General features: G+C 37.7%; 19 protein-coding genes. 15 read left to right on the plus strand and 4 right to left on the minus strand.

Annotated features, from left to right (window positions below):
* Positions 1-126 precede the first annotated feature (126 nt).
* The gene (locus tag RYX56_RS10240) at positions 127-2,022 is read left to right on the plus strand and encodes a sensor domain-containing diguanylate cyclase (RefSeq protein WP_317121967.1); all 1,896 of its coding nucleotides are present in this window, start codon (positions 127-129) and stop codon (positions 2,020-2,022) included.
* Between the two features lie 34 nt (positions 2,023-2,056).
* Here RYX56_RS10240 and RYX56_RS10245 read toward each other — a convergent pair whose 3' ends face one another.
* A complete protein-coding gene (locus tag RYX56_RS10245; RefSeq protein WP_317121968.1) occupies positions 2,057-2,536 on the minus strand; it encodes a free L-methionine (R)-S-oxide reductase MsrC in 480 nt (159 codons plus the stop codon).
* Between the two features lie 237 nt (positions 2,537-2,773).
* Here RYX56_RS10245 and refZ point away from each other — a divergent pair, with 237 nt between their 5' ends.
* Entirely contained in the window at positions 2,774-3,415 is a 642-nt protein-coding gene (gene refZ / locus RYX56_RS10250) for a forespore capture DNA-binding protein RefZ (protein ID WP_317121969.1), read from the plus strand.
* Between the two features lie 3 nt (positions 3,416-3,418).
* On the opposite strand, the gene hisJ is transcribed toward refZ, so the two are convergent.
* Entirely contained in the window at positions 3,419-4,234 is an 816-nt protein-coding gene (hisJ, locus tag RYX56_RS10255; protein WP_317121970.1) for a histidinol-phosphatase HisJ, read from the minus strand.
* Positions 4,235-4,548: 314 nt separating this feature from the next.
* Between hisJ and ezrA the strand changes: the two genes are divergently transcribed.
* Positions 4,549-6,243 (plus strand): septation ring formation regulator EzrA, encoded by a 1,695-nt coding sequence (gene ezrA, locus RYX56_RS10260; RefSeq protein ID WP_317121971.1) that lies wholly within the window; start codon positions 4,549-4,551, stop codon positions 6,241-6,243.
* 83 nt (positions 6,244-6,326) lie between these two features.
* On the opposite strand, the gene brnQ is transcribed toward ezrA, so the two are convergent.
* Positions 6,327-7,625 carry a branched-chain amino acid transport system II carrier protein gene (gene brnQ / locus RYX56_RS10265; protein WP_317121972.1) on the minus strand — a complete coding sequence of 433 codons (1,299 nt, stop codon included), beginning with the start codon at positions 7,623-7,625 and terminating at the stop codon, positions 6,327-6,329.
* 317 nt (positions 7,626-7,942) lie between these two features.
* Here brnQ and RYX56_RS10270 point away from each other — a divergent pair, with 317 nt between their 5' ends.
* The 5 genes from RYX56_RS10270 to RYX56_RS10290 all read left to right on the plus strand — a co-directional run bounded on the left by RYX56_RS10270 (position 7,943) and on the right by RYX56_RS10290 (position 14,177).
* Positions 7,943-9,085: a cysteine desulfurase family protein gene (locus RYX56_RS10270; RefSeq protein WP_317121973.1), complete on the plus strand. Its 1,143-nt coding sequence runs from the start codon at positions 7,943-7,945 to the stop codon at positions 9,083-9,085.
* Between the two features lies 1 nt (position 9,086).
* Positions 9,087-10,298: a tRNA uracil 4-sulfurtransferase ThiI gene (gene thiI / locus RYX56_RS10275; RefSeq protein ID WP_317121974.1), complete on the plus strand. Its 1,212-nt coding sequence runs from the start codon at positions 9,087-9,089 to the stop codon at positions 10,296-10,298.
* 103 nt (positions 10,299-10,401) lie between these two features.
* On the plus strand, positions 10,402-10,605 hold the full coding sequence (locus RYX56_RS10280; RefSeq protein ID WP_317121975.1) for an alpha/beta-type small acid-soluble spore protein: 204 nt from the start codon (positions 10,402-10,404) through the stop codon (positions 10,603-10,605).
* 171 nt (positions 10,606-10,776) lie between these two features.
* On the plus strand, positions 10,777-12,369 hold the full coding sequence (gene mbcS, locus RYX56_RS10285) for an acyl-CoA synthetase MbcS (protein WP_317121976.1): 1,593 nt from the start codon (positions 10,777-10,779) through the stop codon (positions 12,367-12,369).
* Between the two features lie 194 nt (positions 12,370-12,563).
* Entirely contained in the window at positions 12,564-14,177 is a 1,614-nt protein-coding gene (locus RYX56_RS10290; RefSeq protein WP_317121977.1) for an amidohydrolase, read from the plus strand.
* Between the two features lie 18 nt (positions 14,178-14,195).
* Here RYX56_RS10290 and RYX56_RS10295 read toward each other — a convergent pair whose 3' ends face one another.
* Positions 14,196-14,996: an NAD kinase gene (locus RYX56_RS10295; protein WP_317122374.1), complete on the minus strand. Its 801-nt coding sequence runs from the start codon at positions 14,994-14,996 to the stop codon at positions 14,196-14,198.
* Between the two features lie 153 nt (positions 14,997-15,149).
* Here RYX56_RS10295 and sppA point away from each other — a divergent pair, with 153 nt between their 5' ends.
* From sppA to RYX56_RS10330, 7 genes are all read left to right on the plus strand, one after another.
* Positions 15,150-16,148, plus strand: a complete 999-nt coding sequence (gene sppA, locus RYX56_RS10300) for a signal peptide peptidase SppA (protein WP_317121978.1) — start codon at positions 15,150-15,152, stop codon at positions 16,146-16,148.
* An 11-nt stretch (positions 16,149-16,159) separates the two neighbouring features.
* Positions 16,160-16,714 (plus strand): RDD family protein, encoded by a 555-nt coding sequence (locus RYX56_RS10305; protein ID WP_317121979.1) that lies wholly within the window; start codon positions 16,160-16,162, stop codon positions 16,712-16,714.
* A 92-nt stretch (positions 16,715-16,806) separates the two neighbouring features.
* Complete coding sequence (locus tag RYX56_RS10310; RefSeq protein WP_317121980.1) at positions 16,807-17,478, plus strand: DUF2953 domain-containing protein; 672 nt, start codon at positions 16,807-16,809, stop codon at positions 17,476-17,478.
* 20 nt (positions 17,479-17,498) lie between these two features.
* Positions 17,499-17,993, plus strand: coding sequence for a GerW family sporulation protein (ytfJ, locus tag RYX56_RS10315; protein ID WP_317121981.1), 495 nt, complete (start codon positions 17,499-17,501; stop codon positions 17,991-17,993).
* Positions 17,994-18,133: 140 nt separating this feature from the next.
* The gene (gene tpx, locus RYX56_RS10320) at positions 18,134-18,634 is read left to right on the plus strand and encodes a thiol peroxidase (protein WP_317121982.1); all 501 of its coding nucleotides are present in this window, start codon (positions 18,134-18,136) and stop codon (positions 18,632-18,634) included.
* A 73-nt stretch (positions 18,635-18,707) separates the two neighbouring features.
* On the plus strand, positions 18,708-19,703 hold the full coding sequence (locus tag RYX56_RS10325; RefSeq protein WP_317121983.1) for a class I SAM-dependent methyltransferase: 996 nt from the start codon (positions 18,708-18,710) through the stop codon (positions 19,701-19,703).
* Between the two features lie 251 nt (positions 19,704-19,954).
* Complete coding sequence (locus RYX56_RS10330) at positions 19,955-21,142, plus strand: acetate kinase (RefSeq protein WP_317121984.1); 1,188 nt, start codon at positions 19,955-19,957, stop codon at positions 21,140-21,142.
* Positions 21,143-21,279: the final 137 nt, after the last annotated feature.

A 21,279-nucleotide genomic window follows, 5' to 3' on the forward strand; every position in this document is an offset into this window, starting at 1 on the left:
AAACTGATCATTTTATCCTATTCAACTTGTGCTCTAGAACACAAATAAGACTGGATCATTGCTATTCGTACTATTAATAAAGCTAAGCGAAGTGAAGTATTCATATATGTGGTGGTGTATAAGTAAATGAGTAAAACTCAGGGTAAAAATGCGTTTGGGATGAAAATGGAAATTGAAGAATGGTTAGTCGGGGCAAATTACAAAATAGAATTTTTGGAACTCGCTTCTTCATATCAAACACTAGCACAAAAGGTAGGAAGATCGGAACAGATAGAGACGGTAGCATTGTATGAGAAACTTCATGATTATTTTCATCTTATTCAAACGAATGATGATGAGGTTCCAGGTCAAGTGCCACAAGAGTTAATCGAGCAGCATATACAGAAAGTAGATGATGAACAAAGGTATTTCTGCATAGAAGGTAACCTCATTTCTACTAAGCCAAAATGGAACCTATGTATACCTCTTTATCAAAATGACAAATGTTTTGGATTGATCATTCATACGTTTTTGAATGCAGGGGCTGCAAAATCTTTTATGAATAAGAACCTATCATTAGACCATTTCGAATCATTATTTGCTCAAGGATATGAACGCGATAGAGCAAATAGTATAGGAATAAAACGAGATCTGCTATTGCAAGTAACAAAGAAATGTCACGGGTCAATGGATATTAGGGAAGTACTGAAACAAATTGTCACTGCTCTCAATCAAATTTTCCCAAATGGAACGGTTCATTTATATTTAACACATGAATGGAAAGTCGATCAGGACTTATCCATTAAGCCACTTATGTACGGGATTGAAAATAGTAATCGCTTTGCGGAACATGCTTATTTAAAAGGTGAATTGCAAGTTGAGCGAGCGGGGAGAAATATAAATATATTTGCTCCGTTACGTGGAAAGCAAGCGGTCTATGGAGTTGTTGAATTAGAAGTCCAGATGGATAAGCCACTTTTGAAGTACGAAATTGAATTTATAAATATGTTAGCTGACACAGGTGGAAATGCTTTAGAGAATGCTGAACTCTATCAGCAATCGCGGAATCTAAATCATGATTTACAGCTTATTAATCAAACAACCCATCAATTAAATACTCATTTAAGATTAAAAGATACAATTAGCTTTATGACCAAGCAAATTGTGGTCTCATTTGGAGCTGAACAAGTCGGTTTTGTCTTATTTGAATCCGGTGGTGACATCAAGGTTATGAAAGGAAGTACACCTGCATTTGAATCAACTTCCCTATTAACCGGCTTAGACCAACTATTTATAGAGATGAAACATAATAGAGAACCTCAATTTATTGGTGATTCCCAAAATCATCAACTATTTAATCACCCAAAGTATCGTACACTTCTTGCGGTCCCAATGATACAAAGTGGTGTACTAAAAGGAGCTGTGATTGTTCTTCATTCAAAGGCGTATCGCTTTAGTTATGATAGCTTTAAGTTACTTCAATCACTCGTGCGTCATTCCACTTTAGCTTTTACGAATGCAATGTTGCATGAAAGATTAGAAAAGCTTGTGATAACTGACCACTTAACCAACCTCTATTCGAGAAATTATCTTGATCAAATCATCTATGAATCATTAGAAAATGATGGATATGGTGCTTACCTTTTATTTGATATTGATAATTTCAAACAAGTAAATGACAATTATGGTCATCAAACGGGTGATGAAATTATTGTACAGGTAGCAAATATTTTGAAAGGGAGTATTCGAGATGAGGATGTTGCAGCTAGGTGGGGAGGAGAAGAATTGGCGGTTTATTTACCAAAGGTTGAATTACTTGCTGCTGAAAAAATCGCAGATCGAATTGTTTTAGCGGTGGCAGAGGAAACGAATCCTTATGTTACGATCTCATGTGGTGTTGCTTATTGGCACAAAGAAGACTGTCCTATGAGTTCAAAAGAGCTATTGAAAATGGCAGACGATGGACTTTATGCTGCAAAGAAGTTAGGAAAGAACCGTTCGTATGCTCAACAAGAACTACATGCGTATAAAGAAAAAGCCTAAACACAGCAAAGTTTTTAGGCTTTTTCTTTTTTCTTTAAATATGGCGTTCCAATTCTTGTACAAATGATTCAAGGTGGATTTGATCTTCACTTGTAAAGCGGTTAAGGGAAGGGCTATCAATATCAAGAACGCCGATTAATTCTCCGTTCTTTTTAAGAGGAATGACAATTTCAGATCTTGATGCCGCATCACATGCGATATGTCCTGGAAAAGCCTGGACATCTTCTATGCGCATCGTTTGTACCTTTTCAGCAGCTGTACCACATACACCTCTCCCTACGGGTATACGTACGCAAGCAGGCAATCCTTGAAAGGGGCCAAGTACAAGTTCATTTTCTTTATACAAATAAAAGCCTACCCAGTTGACATCTTCTAGAAATTGATTAAGTAAGGCGCTAGCATTTGACAAATTGGCAATCAAATCTTTCTCCCCACTTAACAAGGCTTTAAGTTGCTTTATAACTAATTGGTAGTTTGATTCCAGCGTTCCTTGATAACATTTTTGATTAAACATTAGGGGCCTCCTCCAATAACACTTATGAATTTGTTGTTAGTTTACCGTAATAGGAGAATTATTTCAAAAAATAGTTGTTAAATTGAATGAACCTTTAAAGAAGTGACTACTAAAAATGAAAAAATTGTAGAAAGGTTTTAAAGGAGATGTCGAACGTTTTTAAAAGGGATTAGAGTTCTAGAATCGAAAGGTATGGGGGAGAAGGAAATGAATCTATTTGCCTAAGGGGGAGAGTGCATGAGCGAAGCAACACGTGACAAGATGAAAGAAGCAGCTGCCCGTTTATTTTATACTCAAGGCTATCATGGAACTTCAGTCCGGCATATTGCCGAGCAAGCAAATGTCAATATAGCTCTTGTATCATACTATTTTGGAGGAAAAAAAGGGTTGTTTGAACAGCTAATGACCCAATTCCTTGAAGGGTACCTAGAAGCCATGCACATAGATGATGAGACACGTATGAAAAGCACAAGAGAACAATTGTTATCAGTCATCCGGTCCTTATTAAGCTATCAACAAAACCATTACCATTTAGCTAGAATGGTTCATAGAGAAATGACGATGGATTCAGTATTGGTACGGGAGTTAATGTCTACTTATTTACGGAAGGAAAAGCATGACTTTGAACAGCTGTTAAGACGGGGAATGAAAGAAGGAAGCTTTAATAAACAACCGATAGATTTTGTCTTAATTCAATTGAGAGGCATGATTACCTTACCTTATTATTCACCTCAATATTTAAGAGAGCTTTATCAATTATCAACGACTGAACCCTATTTTATTAATCGCTATGTGGAACATCTGACATCATGGATTGATTCATGCCTATGCGGTATCGAGCCGACACGAACCAATCGGGTGATGCTAAAAATAAATTGATTGTTAAGGTGAGCTTAATGATTGATTTGTGCTAAGCATATCCACACCAGAAAACATGCCTTTAACTTGATGAGCATCTGAACCATATACTAAGGGGATGCCCATTTCTGAGGCTGCTTCTGCAATTTCTGCAGGAGGATAAGTGAGGCCACACAATGGTTTAAGTGTTCCAGCTCCATTATAATCAAGTTGATACCCCATTTGATGAATGAGGCTCAAGATGGTCTGTATATCCTGGCGATAGGATTTAGTCGCAGGGTATTTTTTTTGGAATTTTTCACATAGAGTAATATGACCTATGCGAGTGGGTTTAAATGTTCCTAGGTTTGTTTGAACTGATTTTTTTAATGTTTCATAATAAAGCTGATAAACATGGTCAACTGACCCGAGAAGGTCCGAGCATGTTTTAAATGTGTCTGGACTATAATCCATACAGTAATAGATATCCTCGATCTTTAAAAAATGAACGGAAAGAATACTATCATCTAAAAAAGGACCATACGTATTTAAAAATTGATTCGTTTCTAATTCAAACCCTTCGACAAAGTCTATTTCCAGTCCAATTAAAACATTAAGTTTGCTTTTATAATAAGATTTGATGGCTTGGAGCTCTTCTATGTATGATGTCAAATGTCTTTCATCCATTGCACTATCCATTGTTGGGGTAGGGTCAATAAAGCCCTTTGGCAAGGGAGCGTGCTCAGTAAATGTAATGCCGGTTAGGCCTTTTTGGATAGCTTGTTCGCAATATTGAGCAAAAGAATCCGATGAGCCGTGTGGACAATAATAAGAATGAATGTGTCCGTCATGTTTAATCATTTAATATCCCCTTTCAAAATTTATATTAATAAGAAGATGTAACTATCACAAAAAAGCATACAAAAGCTTATTTTCATGGTATCATATTACATATATTAGACGTAGAAATTTGAATTATTTTGTAAGAAATTAAAGGGTTTTCATGTTTTACCGAGAACCAATAATAAAGATTGTGTCTATTTCTCGGGAAATGAAGTGTATTACGAAAGGTCATAGTGATTAATGGTGCGGATTGACGTGTTAGACAGGCAATGCCAATCATCAGAGGCCTTCATAAATGAGACTGATAAGACGCTAGAGAAGGGGGTCCTCACATGACGATGTATGTAATTTATGCGACGATAGTCGTTTTGGCTGTCTTATTTACTATTGGGATGGTTTTTAGAAAAAACATTTATAAAGAAGTGGATAAACTAGATGACTGGAAGAATACGATCTTAAATCGCGATATTCCAAGCGAAATTGGTAAAGTGAAGAACTTACATATGTCAGGGGAAACAGAAGAAAAGTTTGAACTTTGGAGAAACGAATGGGATGAAATTGTTGGTGCGATCCTCCCGGATATTGAAGAGAAGTTATTTGATATTGAGGAATACGCAGCTAAATATCGTTTCAAAAAAGCCAAAGATATAATCTCATTAACAAAAGAACGTCTAAATGGAATTGAAACGCAGCTTCAATTGATGGTAGAAGAGATCAATCAGCTTGTGTCGAGTGCTGAGCAAAATAGCACAGAGATAGGTTCAGTAAGAGAACAATCTCAATCATTACAGCAAATCCTGTTAAATAAACGAGGTTCACTAGGTGTAACGGTTACAATGTTTGATACAAGAATGGATCGTTCCCGTAAGTTACTTGATGCGTTTGATGAAGCCACCGATGAGGGGAGTTATCTGAAAGCAAGAGAGCATTTAAGTGAAGCTAAGTCTGAGATTGAAGCACTTTCCGCTTACATAGAAGTGGTTCCTAAGTTGCTAGTTCAAATTAAAACAACGGTTCCTCAAGAATTACGTCAGCTAATTCAAGGGATTCATGATATGGAAAAAACAGGCTACAATTTAGAGTCGTTTGCTTTCTTTCCAAAGATCGAATCAATTTCCAAACAAAACGATGAATTACTAGGAAAAGTAGCGACATTGGACGGCATTGATATCATTGAGGAGAAGATTAATAATTTACTGGCTCAAATTGATCAAATGTATGAAATGCTAGAAGTAGAAGTGGAAGCTAAACAAAAAGTAGCGCAATCTATTCCGGAAATGCGAGAGTATGTCGCCCAAGTAGACGAGCAGTTAATCTTACTCATGGAAGAAACGACTCAAGTTCAGTTAAGTTATCGTTTAGCAGAAGAAGAAATTACATTCCAAGAAATAATTAAGAAAAAGTTAAATGAATTGATGACTCAGCTTCAAGTGATTGTTGATGTCTCTGAAAATAAATCTCAAACCTATACATCCATCCTTGATATGGTAGAGGAGTGGAGAGAGCAAGTTAAACAAATTCAAGTAGACATCGATAAAGGAAAGCAAGCATTATACGACCTTAGACAAGATGAGTTAAAAGCAAAAGAAACACTAAGCCAATTAAGGCAAAAGATGCTTGAGAGTAAGCGTCTTTTACAAAAAAGTAATATCCCTGGCTTACCAAAAGATGCTGTTGATCATCTAGAGGAAAGCGAAGAAAAGCTAATTTTAGCTGCCAAACAACTTGAACAAGTCCCTCTTGAGATGGGACGAGTCAACGTATTAGTTGAAGAGGCTTTAGCTTGTGTTGAAGAAAATGAATCGAAGATGAGAGAGATTGTAGAATCAGCTCAGCTTGCTGAAAGAGTCATTCAGTTTGCAAATCGTTATCGCAACCGCTCGGAAAAGGCTAGAATTGGATTAATTCAAGCTGAGGAAATGTTTCGAGAGTATGAATACGAAGAAGCGATCGAATGTGCTTATCAGGCAGTAAGAGAGTATGACCCTTCCATTGTAGAAAAAGTAAGTGAACAATTTACTGCATAACGTAAAAATGTACCACCAATTATGGTGGTACATTTTTTTGTGGAAAAAACCCACTCTACGTGAGTGGGTTCATTAACTACCTATTAGCGTTTTGAGAGGGCCCAGCCAATTAGTCCACCAATTATACTTGGGATTAACCAACCTAAGCCTTCTGCATGTAAAGGAATCCATTGTAGAAACGTAATCGACTCTAAATTTACACCTGCAGTTGTAATACCGTCTAATAAACTAATAAGCCCTGCCCCTATCAGTGCACCAACATAGATAGAACGTCTTTCCCCGATGATTTTATGGAAGAACGATAATGTAATTAGAACGATAGCGATCGGGTAAATGGCTACAAGAACGGGTAGAGATACAGCAATTAATTGACTAAGTCCTAGGTTGGCCATTGTAAAACTGAATACACATAAAATGAAAATAATCACTGGGTAAGAAACAGATGTGAATCGTTTGGCAAAAAATTCACCACATGCAGAAACCAATCCAATTGATGTCGTTAAACATGCAAATGTAATAACTAAAGCAAGGATGATTGAACCTGTTGATCCAAATAATACATTGGCAACTGAAGCTAAGATCGCACCACCATTATCTAGGCGACCAATTGTAGAGACACTACTAGCACCTAAATAGCCAAGAGATAAGTAGACAAGAGATAGACCCACTCCAGCAATTAACCCTGCTTTAATCGTAAAAGATTGAATGGCAGCACGGTCTTTAACCCCTTTTTCAGCTAAGCGATTCATGATGACGATACCAAACACAAGAGCGGCAATTGTATCCATTGTTAGATAGCCTTCGATAAAACCCGAGAAGAAAGCTCCGTTCTCATACTTAATTTCTGCCGGTTCAAAACTCCCCATAGGAGCAAAAATTCCTCTTAGGGAAACAATTGCAATTAAGATAATAAGTAAAGGCGTTAAAAATTTCCCTATACGATCGACTAATTTTGCTGGATTAAGAGCAAGCAAAAAAGTCAGACTAAAGAAGATCAAGGTTGAGAGTAATAATGAAGTAGTGGTTTGTCCATTTGCTAAGAATGGAACCACACCTATTTCATATGCAACTGTTCCTGTTCGGGGTATTCCAAAAAATGGTCCAATTGCTAAGTAAACTGTAAAGGAGAAAATGATTGCAAAAACAGGATGGACTCGATTGGCTAACTGATGGAGATCACCGTTCACCTGTGAGACTGCAATAATGGCTAATAAGGGAAGGCCTACCCCAGTTACAAGGAAGCCAATAATAGCTGGCCACAACGAAGTTCCTGCTTCTTGTCCTAATAGAGGTGGAAAGATTAAGTTTCCGGCTCCTAAAAACAATGCAAACATTAAAAAGCCTAAAGCGGCTAGTTCTTTCATAGGTAATGTACGATTCATGGTTTTCCTCCGAATTTTAATGTATTGGTATAATTTGTACTCATTTCCATAAATGTAAGCGTATACGTATCTTTTCAGATAGAAAAGAGCTACAAGCCTAATATATATCATTTTCTTACCGTCGCTTATCGTATCATAAATGTTGCGAATTGTTGAATAGTTTTAAAGAAGAAAGAATAATCAGTTTTTTAATAAAGTGAATTCTATTTTTCATTACTCATATTCTTGCTTGTCATTTAAACATTTTGTGCTAAGATATATTGATGCATACATGAGAATTGGTTAAGAAAGTTCATAATTAAAGGGGTAATCACTCAATGATTTATCTTGATAATAGCGCCACAACACGACCTCACAAGGAAGTTTTAGACACATATATTAAGGTTTCGTACGATTTTTTTGGGAATCCATCTTCTCTTCACACTCTAGGTATGGAGGCAGAGGGATTGCTAACAAAAGCACGAACTGCAATCGCAAGTCAACTAAAAGTTGGCGCAAAAGAGATTCTATTTACCTCTGGAGGAACAGAAGGTAATAATTTAGCGATTAAAGGAACCGCTTCACATAAGAAATCTAAAGGCCGTCATTTGATTACGACGGAAGTGGAGCATGCATCTTCATATGAAACGTATAAAGAACTCGAACAAGCAGGGTTTGAGGTTACCTATTTAAAAGTAGATAGTGATGGAAGGGTTTCACTTGAGGAGATAGAACAGTCCATTCGCAAGGAGACAATTCTTGTTTCCATCATTCATGTTAATAATGAAACAGGGACGATTCAGCCTATCGAAAAAATTGGCCAGATGTTAAGTGAATATCCACAAGTGCGCTTTCATGTAGATGATGTTCAAGGTATTACCAAAGTACCGTTAAATATCAAGAAAGCTAAAATTGATTTATTAACAGCTTCAGCTCATAAATTTCACGGGGTTCGCGGAAGTGGACTGCTCTATGTACGAGATGGAGTGAGGTTAAAACCTCAAATACATGGTGGCGTTCAAGAGATGCAGATGCGTTCCGGGACAGAGCATGTAGCTGGAGCGGTGTCTATGGCTAAAGCACTGAGAATAGAAATGGAAAAAGCGAAAGAGGGACGAGCTGATTTAGTGAAGCTACATTCGAAACTTATTCATACTCTTCCTAAAATTGAAGGGGTGACTATGAATAGTCCTCTTGATGGTGTCGCTCATCATATTATTAATTTTTCAGTAGACTCGATAAAGCCAGAAGTGTTAATTCAATCATTAGCGCAGAAGAAGATATATGTTTCCACCAAATCAGCCTGTTCTTCTAAATTGGCTGAACCTAGTCGTGTTTTACTATCAATGGGAAAAGATAATCATGCAGCAAGTAGTGCCATTCGAGTAAGTCTTTCTTATGAAACAACGGAACAAGAAATTCAATTTTTCTTACAAGAATTTAAAAAAATTATACCAACACTATTGGGGGGTAAGAAGTAAAATGGAATACAATCATATCCTAATCCGATTTGGAGAGCTTGCCTTAAAAGGAAAGAATCGTTCTTTTTTTGAAAAACAATTGCTTCAAAATATGAAGTTCACATTAAAAGAGTTTTCAGGGCTTACTTTTAAACGCACGTACGGAAGAATTATCATTGAATTAAACGGTTTAAATCATGAATCTATTATGGAGAAGTTATCATTTATTTTTGGAATTCACTCTTTCAGCCTTGCATTAAAAGTAGAAAATGATGTTGATGAGATGAAGAATGCTGCTTTAGGTATTTTAAAAGAACAACAAGCAAATGAAGGTATAAAAACATTTAAAATAACTTCAAAGCGTGCTTATAAGCCATTTCCAATTGATTCTCAAGCATTGAATCAAAAAATTGGTGGTTACGTGCTCAGTCAGTCTGACGATATCAGTGTTGATGTCCACAATCCAGACCTAGACATACGAGTTGAAGTGCGTGAGGCTGCTACGTATTTGACGTTTGGTCAATATCCAGGAGCTGGTGGATTACCTGTAGGTACTGGTGGAAAGGTATTGTTAATGTTATCAGGAGGAATTGATAGTCCAGTTGCTGGTTACTTAACGATGAAGCGTGGTGCCAGACTGGAAGCCATTCATTTTCATAGCCCACCGTATACCAATGAGCGAGCAAAAGAAAAAGTAAAGGAATTAGCGAAAAGATTAACTAAGTTCGGTTCAAGCATTAGGCTGCATTTGGTTCCTTTTACAGACATCCAACAACATCTTCACAAAGAAGCTCCAAGTAATTATCAAATGACACTAATGAGAAGAATGATGTTGAGGATAAGTGAACGAATCGCACAAGAGCGGGGAATTTTAGCGATTGCATCTGGTGAAAGCTTAGGACAAGTTGCTAGTCAAACTCTTCACAGCATGAACACAATAAATGAAGTAACGAATTTACCAATCATTCGTCCTTTGGTGACAATGGATAAACTCGAAGTAATCGATATTGCTAAAAAAATTGATACTTACGAGACGTCGATCTTACCATTTGAAGATTGCTGTACCATCTTTTTGCCGCCAGATTCAAAAACGCGACCTAAAAGAGAGCATGCTAATAAATTCGAGAAGTATTTAGAAGTCGATCATTATATAGATGATGCTGTTAATAGAACGGAATCCATTCAAATCTCTAATGTAAACAAAGTGGAAAAAGAGATTGAGGATTTGTTTTAACATTTACAAACTTTCAATATTTCTCTCAGTAATTACCATAAAATAACGTGCATGTAAACTAGCCATGTGACTCATTCTATTAGTACAGAAGGAGGTGAGACACATGGCTAACAACAACAGCTCAAACCAACTTGTAGTACCTGGCGTACAACAAGCACTTGATCAAATGAAGTATGAAATCGCTTCTGAGTTTGGTGTACAATTAGGACCTGATGCTACAGCTCGCGCTAACGGATCTGTAGGTGGTGAAATCACTAAACGTCTAGTTCAAATGGCTGAACAACAATTCGGCGGACAACAACGTTAATTCCATATGATGGCATAAAGAGGACGGTTTACCCGTCCTCTTTTATTTTTGTTATAAAATAATATTCAAAAAAATCATTTTTTTCTGTATAATGGTGACGAGGACATAGTGAGTAGAAAAGTCCTGTTTTATGAACTTGGCATCATGTATATATAATTGAGGAGGATGATTATGGAACGAGAACAGCTTATTGCACCAGACATTTACAATTTAGCACACGAAGTAGAACGTTATGCGAAAGATAAGGATCGCATAGCAATTGATTGGTCAGATGATAAGAATAACCGTCGCATTATCTCATACCCTGAATTGGTAGCTCACACAAATCGTTTTGCAAATGCTATGTTAAGTCAAGGATTAAAACAAGGTGACAAGGTTCTACTTATTTTACCTAGAGTCCCTGAAGCCTACTTCTCATACCTTGCGTGTTTGAAAGCAGGACTTGTTATCATTCCTTGTTCAGAAATGTTAAGAGCAAAAGATTTAGCATATCGCATTAACCATGCTGAAGCAAAAGCAATTATTGCTTACACAGGGTTTACGGATGAAGTTCAATCGTTAGGTGACACAACACCTACTCTTCAAACAAAATTAATTATTGGACAATCATTAGATGGTTGGGTTGATCTTATTGAAGAAGCTAAAAATGAAAGCGATTACTATGAAGGTGCACAAACAAAAAGAGATGAACTTGCTTTTCTTCCTTACACGTCAGGTACAACAGGAAATCCAAAAGCAGTTGTACATACTCATGGTTGGTCTTACGCTCATCTTCAAGTGGCTTCTAAAATGTGGCTTGATGTACAAGAAGGAGATAAAGTATGGGCAACAGCTGCACCGGGTTGGCAAAAATGGATTTGGAGTCCGTTTCTTTCAACAATTGGTGTAGGCGCAACAGCATATGTATATCATGGACGTTTTGATCCTAATGAGTATTTACAACGTCTAGAAGATGAAAAGATTAACGTACTATGTTGTACGCCGACAGAGTATCGATTAATGGCTAAAGTTGAGTCAATTGATAGTTATACATTACCTGAGTTACGGAGTACTGTATCAGCTGGGGAACCATTAAATCGTCAAGTGATCGAAACATTTAAGCGTGCATTTAATGTAGATGTTCGTGATGGTTATGGACAAACGGAGAATACATTATTAATCGGTACACTTCAAGGGATGGAAATTAAACCTGGTTCTATGGGTAAACCAACACCAGGAAATGAAGTGGCAATCGTCGATGAGAATGGGGTCCCAGTTAAAGCAGGTGAAGTAGGAGATATCGCCATTCACAAGAGTGCACCAGCGTTATTCCGTGAATATTATAAGGATCCAGAGCGTACGGCAATGGCTTACAGAGGAGACTACTATATCACTGGCGATCAAGCAAAATTAGATGAAGATGGTTACTTCTGGTTTGAAGGTCGTAGTGATGATATTATTATCAGCTCTGGATATACCATTGGACCATTTGAAGTAGAAGACGCTCTTACTAAACATCCGGCCGTAAAAGAATGTGCGGTTGTTGCATCACCAGATGAAATTAGAGGAAATATTGTTAAGGCATTCGTTGTACTAAGAGATCAAAACGAGGCTGGAAATGATCAGTTGATTGCTGAATTACAAGAGCATGTAAAGGTTATGACCGCTCCTTATAAATATCCAAGAAAAATTGAGTTTTTACAAGAATTACCGAAAACAACGTCAGGAAAAATTAGACGTATTGAGCTTCGTCAACAAGAGAAAGCCAATTATACTAAGGCTTAAAAAAGAAGAATTTTGCCTATTTCAAGATGAGCGAGCGCTCGTACAGGAGAGGTGAGATGAAAAGCATGGCTCAAATGAGTCATGCTTTTTAAAGTCGAGAGGCACAGTTAAATTGCAACTTCGTGAATTTTCTGTCAGGATAGTATCAAGTAAATGAAGCTTAAGTAAAAGAGTTGAAGATAGGGGGAGGCAATTTGGGTACACTTTGGTGGAATGGGACGTTCTTTACGATGAAAGAAGAACAAGAAAAGGTTGAAGCGGTCTATGTAGAAGACGGCGTCATTGTAGATATTGGCAGTAAGGATGATCTCATATCTAGTTATGGGGATCGATTGAAGGAGAGTATAGATATAGAAGGTGGATATGTTTACCCTGGGTTTGTAGATAGCCACTTACATATGGTAGGACATGGGGAACGTCTTATACGTTTGGATTTATCAGAAACGCATTCAGCAAGCGAAATGAGTGAACAATTAGCAGAAGAAGTAAGAGAGACACCAAAAGGGGAATGGGTCTTTGCAGAGGGGTGGAATGAGAATAATTTTGTTGACCGAAAGATTTTTCATCGTAGTGAGCTAGATAATATTACTACCGAACATCCGATGTATCTGACACGAATTTGTAGACATGCGGCACTTGTGAATTCAAAAGCTTTAGCCCTAGCAGGCATAACAAAAGATACCCCAAACCCTGAAGGTGGAGTCATTGTTAGAGATACTGATGGGAAGCCGACAGGTTATTTACTTGATGCTGCTACAGAGTTAGTGAAGTCAGTCATACCAGCAGTAGGAAAACAGTATGTGGAACGCGCATTAAAAAAAGCAACAATGGATATGCTTCAATTGGGACTAGTTGGGGGGCATACGGAAGATCTCCATTATTATGGGGGATTTAAAGAGACGCTAGATGCTTTTAATCAAGTTATTGATGGAGACAATATTAAGTTCAGAGCTCACTTACTCGTTCACCATGAAGCAATAAGTGAAATGAAAGAGACAGGTCATAAAAAAGGAGATGTTACTCCTTTTATTGAGTTAGGTGCTATGAAAATATTTGCCGATGGAGCCTTGGGTGGAAGGACGGCATTGCTAAGCGCTCCATATACAGATGACCCTAGAACAAATGGGGTAGCGATGCATCAACAAGAGGAATTAGAGAGGTTGGTTAAGAAAGCAAGAGAGGAGGATATGCCTGTCGCTATCCATACCATTGGGGATGAAGCCCTCCACCTCGCTATTCAAGCTATTGAAAAGCATCCGTGTACACATGGTCGGGATAGGCTTATTCATGTCCAAGTGGTTAATGAGGAAATACTTAAGCGTTTAAAGAATATAAGAGTGGTCCTTGATATTCAGCCTCGGTTTGTTGCAGCTGATTTTCCGTGGGTGATGGAAAGATTAGGGGAAGGTCGCTTACCTTATTCATTTGCTTGGAAAAGATTACTCGATTCAGGCTTAGTTTGTGCAGGAGGGTCTGATGCGCCAATCGAGCCAGTTGATCCATTACTGGGCATTCATGCAGCCGTGACAAGAAAAAAACCAGGCGAAACACATAGTGGCTACTTACCTGATCAGAAATTATCGATGTTTGAGGCGATAAAATTATTTACGCAAGGTAGTGCAACAGCTATTGAAAAAGAAGAGACCCGTGGAGTCATTGCCTCGGGATTTGTAGCTGATTTTACGGTTTTAGACGAGGATTTATTTGATGGTGACCCTGACAAGGCTCTTCGCACAAATGTACTGATGACGGTTGTGGATAATACGGTTATGTATAACCGTAATGAAGAAGTGATAAAAGCAGAGTAAAAAGCTCTGCTTTTTAGCTTATAAAAAATTGCGCTGAACTTTTTGCCAAAAGGAATTCGTCTTTAGTTTCAATACTTTTATATGACGATCGGCGAGCTTGATGCTGATTTGTTTAGCATGGCGAATGCTCAATGCTTCATTATCAGCACCGATAATAGGGTGGTCATTGCCGTCTTGTACGACTTTTAAAAGAAGTGTCCGGTCAGGGCCAAGCACAAAAGAGGTTCCAAGCGTACGGTATTGATTATTATTTAAAGAAGCGAGTTCACTCACTTGCATTGAAGGTAAGGTTGGATCAATGACTGCGCCTCTTACAGACTTATTATATGCGGTACTACCAGTAGGTGTAGAGACAATCATTCCATCTCCTCTAAATGTTTCAAAAGGAAACTCATCAATCACTACATCAATCACAAACGTTTTAATGACGTTTGACCGTATGGAGCATTCATTTAAACAAAAAATAGGTTTCTCATTATCGATTGTAACTTCAAGAACAGGGTAGCGACGGACCTCTACTTCATCATTTTTCATCGCCTGAATCATACGCTTTTGATCACTAATAGTAAAATCGGTATAGAATCCAAGTTGATCTGTATTGACACCAATATAGAGACAGTCGTCTCTGAATCCAGTTTTTCGTGTGGCTTGTAAGAATGCATTATCTCCACCGACACTGACAATAATATTTGCTTCGTCTATCGTATGGACAAGATGAAAACCATTTTTTTCTGCGAGATCTTTTAATGGGGTGACTATTTCTTGCATGTCCGGTGTTTGTTTGTAAAAGAAGTAAAGGTTTTTCCGTGAGATCATTATAAACATCCTTTCTGAAATCAAAATGGTTCTTTTGAGGAAATCTATTCCTTTAGATATGAAATTTTACAGTGTTCTATGTTATCATAACCTTTGTTTAGGAAAAGAATCAAAATGTATTCGGGAAGTAACTAAATTACATAGAGGAGTGTAGAAATGAGTCGAAAACGATGGTTAGCACTAATTGCAGCGCTCATGTTAGTTGTAGCAGCTGTAGGAGTAAATGTTGCAACCTCTCAAGCTGGTTCGGACTTTGAACAAATGTTTGGAGCAAGTGAACATGGTTGGGCCGAGAGAGTCATTGAACAAGGAGAAGACACTGGGGGATCAATTGTTGTTCTTGAATTAAATGGCGTGATTCAAGATACGGGGGACGCTGTTAGTATTTTTGATGCTCAAGGGTACAGACATAAAGCTTTCTTATCTCAAATTGAGCATGCAGCGAAAGATTCATCTGTTGAGGGGATTATAATACGGGTCAATACACCAGGTGGAGGTGTTGTTGAAAGTGCAGAGATTCACGAGAAAATCCTTGAAGCGAAAGAAGAGTATAATACCCCTATTTATATTTCAATGGGGAGCATGGCAGCTTCAGGAGGATATTACATAGCGGCACCTGCAGATAAAATTGTTGCCAGCCCGCAAACGATTACTGGTTCTCTAGGGGTTATTATGGAGTCAATTAATATTGCTGAACTTGCTGAGAATTACGGCATTACATTTAATACGATTAAAAGTGGTGAGTACAAGGATATTATGTCAGCAACCCGTGAAATGACGGATGGAGATCGAGAAATTTTACAGTCATTAATAGACGAATCTTATGATGAGTTTGTTCGTATTATTTCTGAAGGTCGTGACATGTCTGAGAGCGAGGTACGTCAACTTGCTGATGGTAGAATTTACAGCGGAACACAAGCATTAGAGCTTGATTTAGTTGATGAGCTTGGGAGTTTAGACGATACGGTTTCCATGATGAAAGCAGATTTAGGTGCTGATTATAGTGTAATTAAATATGAAGCAGACACAGGATTGTTCAATTTATTTTCAATGTCGATGTCTCAATTACTTACTTCTAATAATGAGTTAGCTGGTCTAGAGCAATTGTTAACTGAACGTCGTGCACCAACATTGAAGTACTTATATACAGAATAGGAGGGATCACATTGGAACAAGGAATGATTAACCGTGGGTCTCGTCCTAGAAGAGCTCGCTTACTCCAGCAGAGAAAGCAAAGGCAAGAACGACCGATACAAGAAGAACCTGTACAACATGCTGAAGTAGAAAAAGAGCTAGACCATTATTATGCTGGTTTTTGGATGAGGTTATGGGCTTTTACTTTAGATAGTCTTATGCTATTGTCCCTTCGCTGGTTACTTCTCGGACCGATTCTAAATTTAACAGACATCCGCTATACTCTTGGTGCTATGTATGGAGTAGTTGATTTTATCGTTTCGGCTCTATTCTTCTTTGCTTATTTCGCTCTCATGACGAAATATTATGGGGCAACGATTGGTAAAATGGTTTTTGGTCTGCGAGTCGTTACAATGGAAGGAACATTACTTAGTTGGAAAGACGTTTTATTTCGTGAAGGGATAGGAAGAATCCTTCACCAATCCTTTGGTCTATTGTATATCCTGTATATTACGATTGCTTTCACCTCAAAAAAGCAAGGGTTACATGATATGATTGCCAATTCTTATGTTATTCATGAACGGTAAGTGAGAGATAAACCTGACTATGTATATAGCAGGTTTATTTTTTATTTGGAAGGAAACCCTATAATAATCAACTATTTCCACAAAGGGAGTTCATGATGACTTGGTTACTCATTATACTTGGCATTTTACTCGTACTATTCATTATTCTTGTAGTGACAAAAATAAAAATAGAGATGACCTATAAACATAATAATGACGATGACTTATTAAAGGTAGATGTCTATCTTTGGTGGATGCGTGTTTATGCATTCGAGGCTCCACTTATTAAACTAAATGATGAATCACCAGCTATTATCGTAGAGGAAGAAGAAAACATAGCTGGATCTAAGAGTAAAAAAGATAAGAAAATAACGATCCAAACCATTATTCATGATATCCATTTAGCAGAGCGATGGATCAGACATATTGTAGGGTTAAACCGTATTGTTCGTCGGTTTCTTCGTCATATTCATTTTTATAAGTTCGACTGGTACTCAGAGGTTGGAGTGGGGGATGCTGCATTTACAGGGTCTGTTGCAGGGGTGGTTTGGTCACTAAAGGGATCGATTGTCGGTTTAGTGGGCAATCACGTCAAAATGCATAGGATGCCAAATCTTTCAGTGACGCCACATTTTCAAGCAGTTGTCTCACATACATATTTTTCTTGCATGTTTACTTTTCGTATCGGGCATGCTATTTTTGTAGGTCTTTTGATCGTTATGCATTGGAAGCGTCGACCTAAGTGGACACAAGACCATAAAGCTTGGCGAAATCGAAATATGTAAGAGGTTAAGGAGGAAATGTTATGTCTGATCATCCAATTCAAGGACTAATGAAGACTGCTATGGAAAATCTTAAAGAGATGGTGGATGTGAACACGATTATCGGGGATCCAGTTGAAACACCTGATGGAAGTGTCATTATGCCAGTATCTAAAGTAGGTTTTGGCTTTGCAGCAGGTGGTAGTGAATTTGTAATTGAACAGCACCGCTCATCGTCTTCTGAAGGGCAATCTCACAAACACCCATTTGGTGGTGGTAGTGGTGGTGGCGTATCGATTACGCCAATTGCATTCTTAGTCGTAAGCAGTGCAGGAGTGAAAATGGTTCACCTTGATAGTAGCACGCATTTGTATGAAAAGTTATTAGATTTTGCCCCTCAAGTAGTGGATAAAATTCAACAAATGATTAAAGCGAGTTCAAACCAAAATCATAATAATCAATCAACAAATCAATCAACAAATCAATCATACAATCCAAATATGAATTATCAACAACGAAATGATCAGCCGCCAATCTAAGAATGGGATATCCCATTCTTTTTTTGTGTCAAAAGTATTGAAGATAGAAGTCTTGACCACGCTCTGACTTGAATTTTCTTATTACGCTCGTGTATGATGAATACGTACATAATTAGGAACGACTCTAGGAGGGTAAAATAATGGCGCAAATTACATTTAAAGAAAATCCTGTTACACTACTTGGCAACGAAGTAAAAGTAGGGGAAAAAGCTCCAGAATTTAAAGTGTTAGCAAATGACTTATCTGAAGTTACTTTAGCTGATTCAAAGGGAAAAGTTCGTTTGATCAGTGTTGTTCCATCTATTGATACGGGGGTATGTGATCAACAAACACGTCGTTTTAATGAAGAAGCTGCATCGCTTTCGAATGTAGAAATTTTAACGATTAGTGTTGACTTACCATTCGCTCAAAAACGTTGGTGTGCAGCAGCGGGAATTGAAAATGTTCAAACATTGTCAGATCACCGCGAGCTATCTTTTGGACAAGCATTCGGTGTAGCAATTAAGGAACTTCGCCTTCTAGCTCGTGCGGTGTTTGTTATTGATTCAAATGACGAAGTAACCTATGCCGAGTATGTGTCAGAAGCGACTAACCATCCTGATTATGAGGCGGCAATTAACGCAGCTAAAGAAGCAAAATAATGGTTATAGATGAAAAGGGTCCACCCTATTTATTTTCTAGGGGTGGCCTTTTTTTAAGATAGGAGTTGATCGAATGAGCGTAATGAATTCGAAAATGGAGGAGCTTTTTGTTTTTCTAGATAAAGGAGCTACATTGCTAGAGGAACATGAATCATTCACTTATTTAGAAGGTCTTGCTGAAATGGGAGAAAACTTATTTCAAGGTGAAGTCGTTCAGGTTGTCACACCTGAATTAAAGGATCGTCTTTATAATCTAATGCGTCAGGTTCCCTTAGAGGAACTGACAAAAGAAGATATTCGTAAAGCCTTTCAGCTGACTGTATTAAAAGGAATGAAAGGGGCCACTCAACCAAATCATTCCATGACACCAGACGCTGTTTGTTTATTTTTAAGTTATCTTGTTAATAAAGTAATGGCTAAGTCTTCACAGGGCTATTCTGTGTTAGATTTAGCAGTAGGATCAGGTAATCTGATCACAGCTTTACTTAATCAATCTGCCAATCCAGCGAAAGGTTTTGGATTTGAGGTAGATGAGACTTTATTGAAACTTGCATTTGTTAGTTCGAACCTGCAAGAGATTGAACTAGAGTTATTTCATAAAGATTCTTTACAGCCGATAGAATTCCCTGAAGTTGATCTTGTTGTGACTGATCTTCCGATTGGATACTACCCACATGATCATATTGCCGAAGATTTTCAATTGAAGGCAGATGAGGGTCATTCATACAGTCATCATCTTATGATTGAAAAAGGAATTGATCGCGTAAAAGAAGGAGGATTTTTATTCTACATTGTTCCTAACTTCTTGTTTGAGAGTGAGCAAGCACCAAAGCTTCATTCTTATTTAAAAGAACAAACAACCATTCATGGGCTGCTACAATTACCTAAAACGATGTTTACCGCTGAAAACCATGGGAAGAGTATTTTGATGCTTCAGAAAAAAGGTGAGAATGTCATTCAGCCAAAACAAGCTTTATTAGCTGAATTACCTTCTTTTGGGAATAAAGCAGCGCTAACGGATATGATGGATCAAATTAATAAATGGTTTAAAACAGAATTAGGATTGTAGCTCCAACCTGTCACCTTATTAGGTGGCAGGAATTTTTTTGATGCAGCAAATATAACTGTCTGGTTAATCATACAGAAAGGCAACTATGTAAAGCGTTTTCAAATCTGAAAATAAAGAATACGGGTGAAAAACAGCGAAATTTGCTGTTTTTACTTGAAAACGTATTTTCTGGGTGCTTAAATGGAAAGGTATTGATATCTAGTCTGATAGTCAATTGACATAAATTTCAAGTTAAAGGGAGCTGTCTTAACATGGCGAAAATTATTGCGATTAATGCTGGTAGCTCATCATTAAAATTCCAATTACTTACAATGCCTGAAGAAGAAGTAGTAACTAAAGGTTTAGTTGAACGTATTGGTCTTGGTGACGGAGTATTTACAATTGAAGTAAATGGTGAAAAGCAAAAAGAAATAACTGAGATCCCCGATCACTCGGTAGCAGTTAAAATTCTATTAGAAAAGTTAACTGGTCTTGGCATCATCTCTTCTCTTGATGAAATTGATGGGATTGGTCACCGTGTTGTTCATGGTGGAGAAAAATTCAACGATTCTGTTCTTATTACCGATGAAGTGCTTGCGGGAATTGAAGAAGTTTCAGAACTAGCGCCTCTTCACAACCCTGCAAACATTGTTGGTATCCGTGCATTTAAAGAAGTACTACCAAATGTACCTGCAGTAGCAGTATTTGATACAGCTTTCCATCAATCAATGCCTGAGAGCTCATTTTTATACAGCTTGCCTTATGATTACTACAAAGAGTTTGGAATCCGTAAGTACGGTTTCCACGGAACATCACATAAATATGTTTCAGAACGTGCGGCAGAATTATTAGATCGTCCGATTGAACAACTTCGTTTGCTTTCTTGTCACTTAGGTAATGGGGCGAGTATCGCTGCAATTGAAGGTGGAAAATCAATTGATACATCAATGGGCTTTACACCACTTGCTGGTGTGACAATGGGAACACGTTCAGGGAACATCGATCCTGCATTAATTCCATACATTATGGATAAAACAGGACAAGATGCTACAGGTGTATTAGACACATTAAACAAAAAGAGTGGTCTACTAGGTGTTTCTGGTTTCTCAAGTGATTTACGTGATATCGAAAGTGAAGCTGAAGCTGGTAACGAACGTGCTGAGCTTGCTCTTGAAGTATTCACTTCACGTATCCACAAATATATTGGCTCGTACGCAGCTCGTATGAGTGGTGTAGACGCAATTATCTTCACTGCTGGTATTGGTGAGAATAGTGATGTTATCCGTGAACGTGTACTTCGCGGTCTAGAATTTATGGGTGTTTATTGGGACCCATCCCTAAATAAAGTTCGTGGAAAAGAAGCGTTCATTAACTACCCTCATTCACCGGTTAAAGTTATTATTATCCCAACTAATGAAGAAGTAATGATTGCACGCGATACAGTTCGTCTTGCACAATAATAAACCATTTTTAACGCACCACTTACACTCCAGTAAGTGGTGTTGTTTTTTATATGCAAGCAAAAGTTTACTTTCTCCATTCAAGCACGCTATCATAATAGTTAAAGAGTGTCGTACATATAAGTAAATAAATGTAT

The organism is Alkalihalophilus lindianensis, assembly GCF_032843265.1.
Lineage (GTDB): Bacteria > Bacillota > Bacilli > Bacillales > Bacillaceae_D > Alkalihalophilus > Alkalihalophilus lindianensis.

Coding starts and splice junctions, on each gene's coding strand:
- RYX56_RS10240 (WP_317121967.1), top strand. CDS start 127: ATGAGTAAAACTCAGGGTAAAAATGCGTTTGGGATGAAAATGGAAATT.
- RYX56_RS10245 (WP_317121968.1), bottom strand. CDS start 2,536: ATGTTTAATCAAAAATGTTATCAAGGAACGCTGGAATCAAACTACCAA.
- refZ (WP_317121969.1), top strand. CDS start 2,774: ATGAGCGAAGCAACACGTGACAAGATGAAAGAAGCAGCTGCCCGTTTA.
- hisJ (WP_317121970.1), bottom strand. CDS start 4,234: ATGATTAAACATGACGGACACATTCATTCTTATTATTGTCCACACGGC.
- ezrA (WP_317121971.1), top strand. CDS start 4,549: ATGACGATGTATGTAATTTATGCGACGATAGTCGTTTTGGCTGTCTTA.
- brnQ (WP_317121972.1), bottom strand. CDS start 7,625: ATGAATCGTACATTACCTATGAAAGAACTAGCCGCTTTAGGCTTTTTA.
- RYX56_RS10270 (WP_317121973.1), top strand. CDS start 7,943: ATGATTTATCTTGATAATAGCGCCACAACACGACCTCACAAGGAAGTT.
- thiI (WP_317121974.1), top strand. CDS start 9,087: ATGGAATACAATCATATCCTAATCCGATTTGGAGAGCTTGCCTTAAAA.
- RYX56_RS10280 (WP_317121975.1), top strand. CDS start 10,402: ATGGCTAACAACAACAGCTCAAACCAACTTGTAGTACCTGGCGTACAA.
- mbcS (WP_317121976.1), top strand. CDS start 10,777: ATGGAACGAGAACAGCTTATTGCACCAGACATTTACAATTTAGCACAC.
- sppA (WP_317121978.1), top strand. CDS start 15,150: ATGAGTCGAAAACGATGGTTAGCACTAATTGCAGCGCTCATGTTAGTT.
- RYX56_RS10310 (WP_317121980.1), top strand. CDS start 16,807: ATGATGACTTGGTTACTCATTATACTTGGCATTTTACTCGTACTATTC.
- ytfJ (WP_317121981.1), top strand. CDS start 17,499: ATGTCTGATCATCCAATTCAAGGACTAATGAAGACTGCTATGGAAAAT.
- tpx (WP_317121982.1), top strand. CDS start 18,134: ATGGCGCAAATTACATTTAAAGAAAATCCTGTTACACTACTTGGCAAC.
- RYX56_RS10325 (WP_317121983.1), top strand. CDS start 18,708: ATGAGCGTAATGAATTCGAAAATGGAGGAGCTTTTTGTTTTTCTAGAT.
- RYX56_RS10330 (WP_317121984.1), top strand. CDS start 19,955: ATGGCGAAAATTATTGCGATTAATGCTGGTAGCTCATCATTAAAATTC.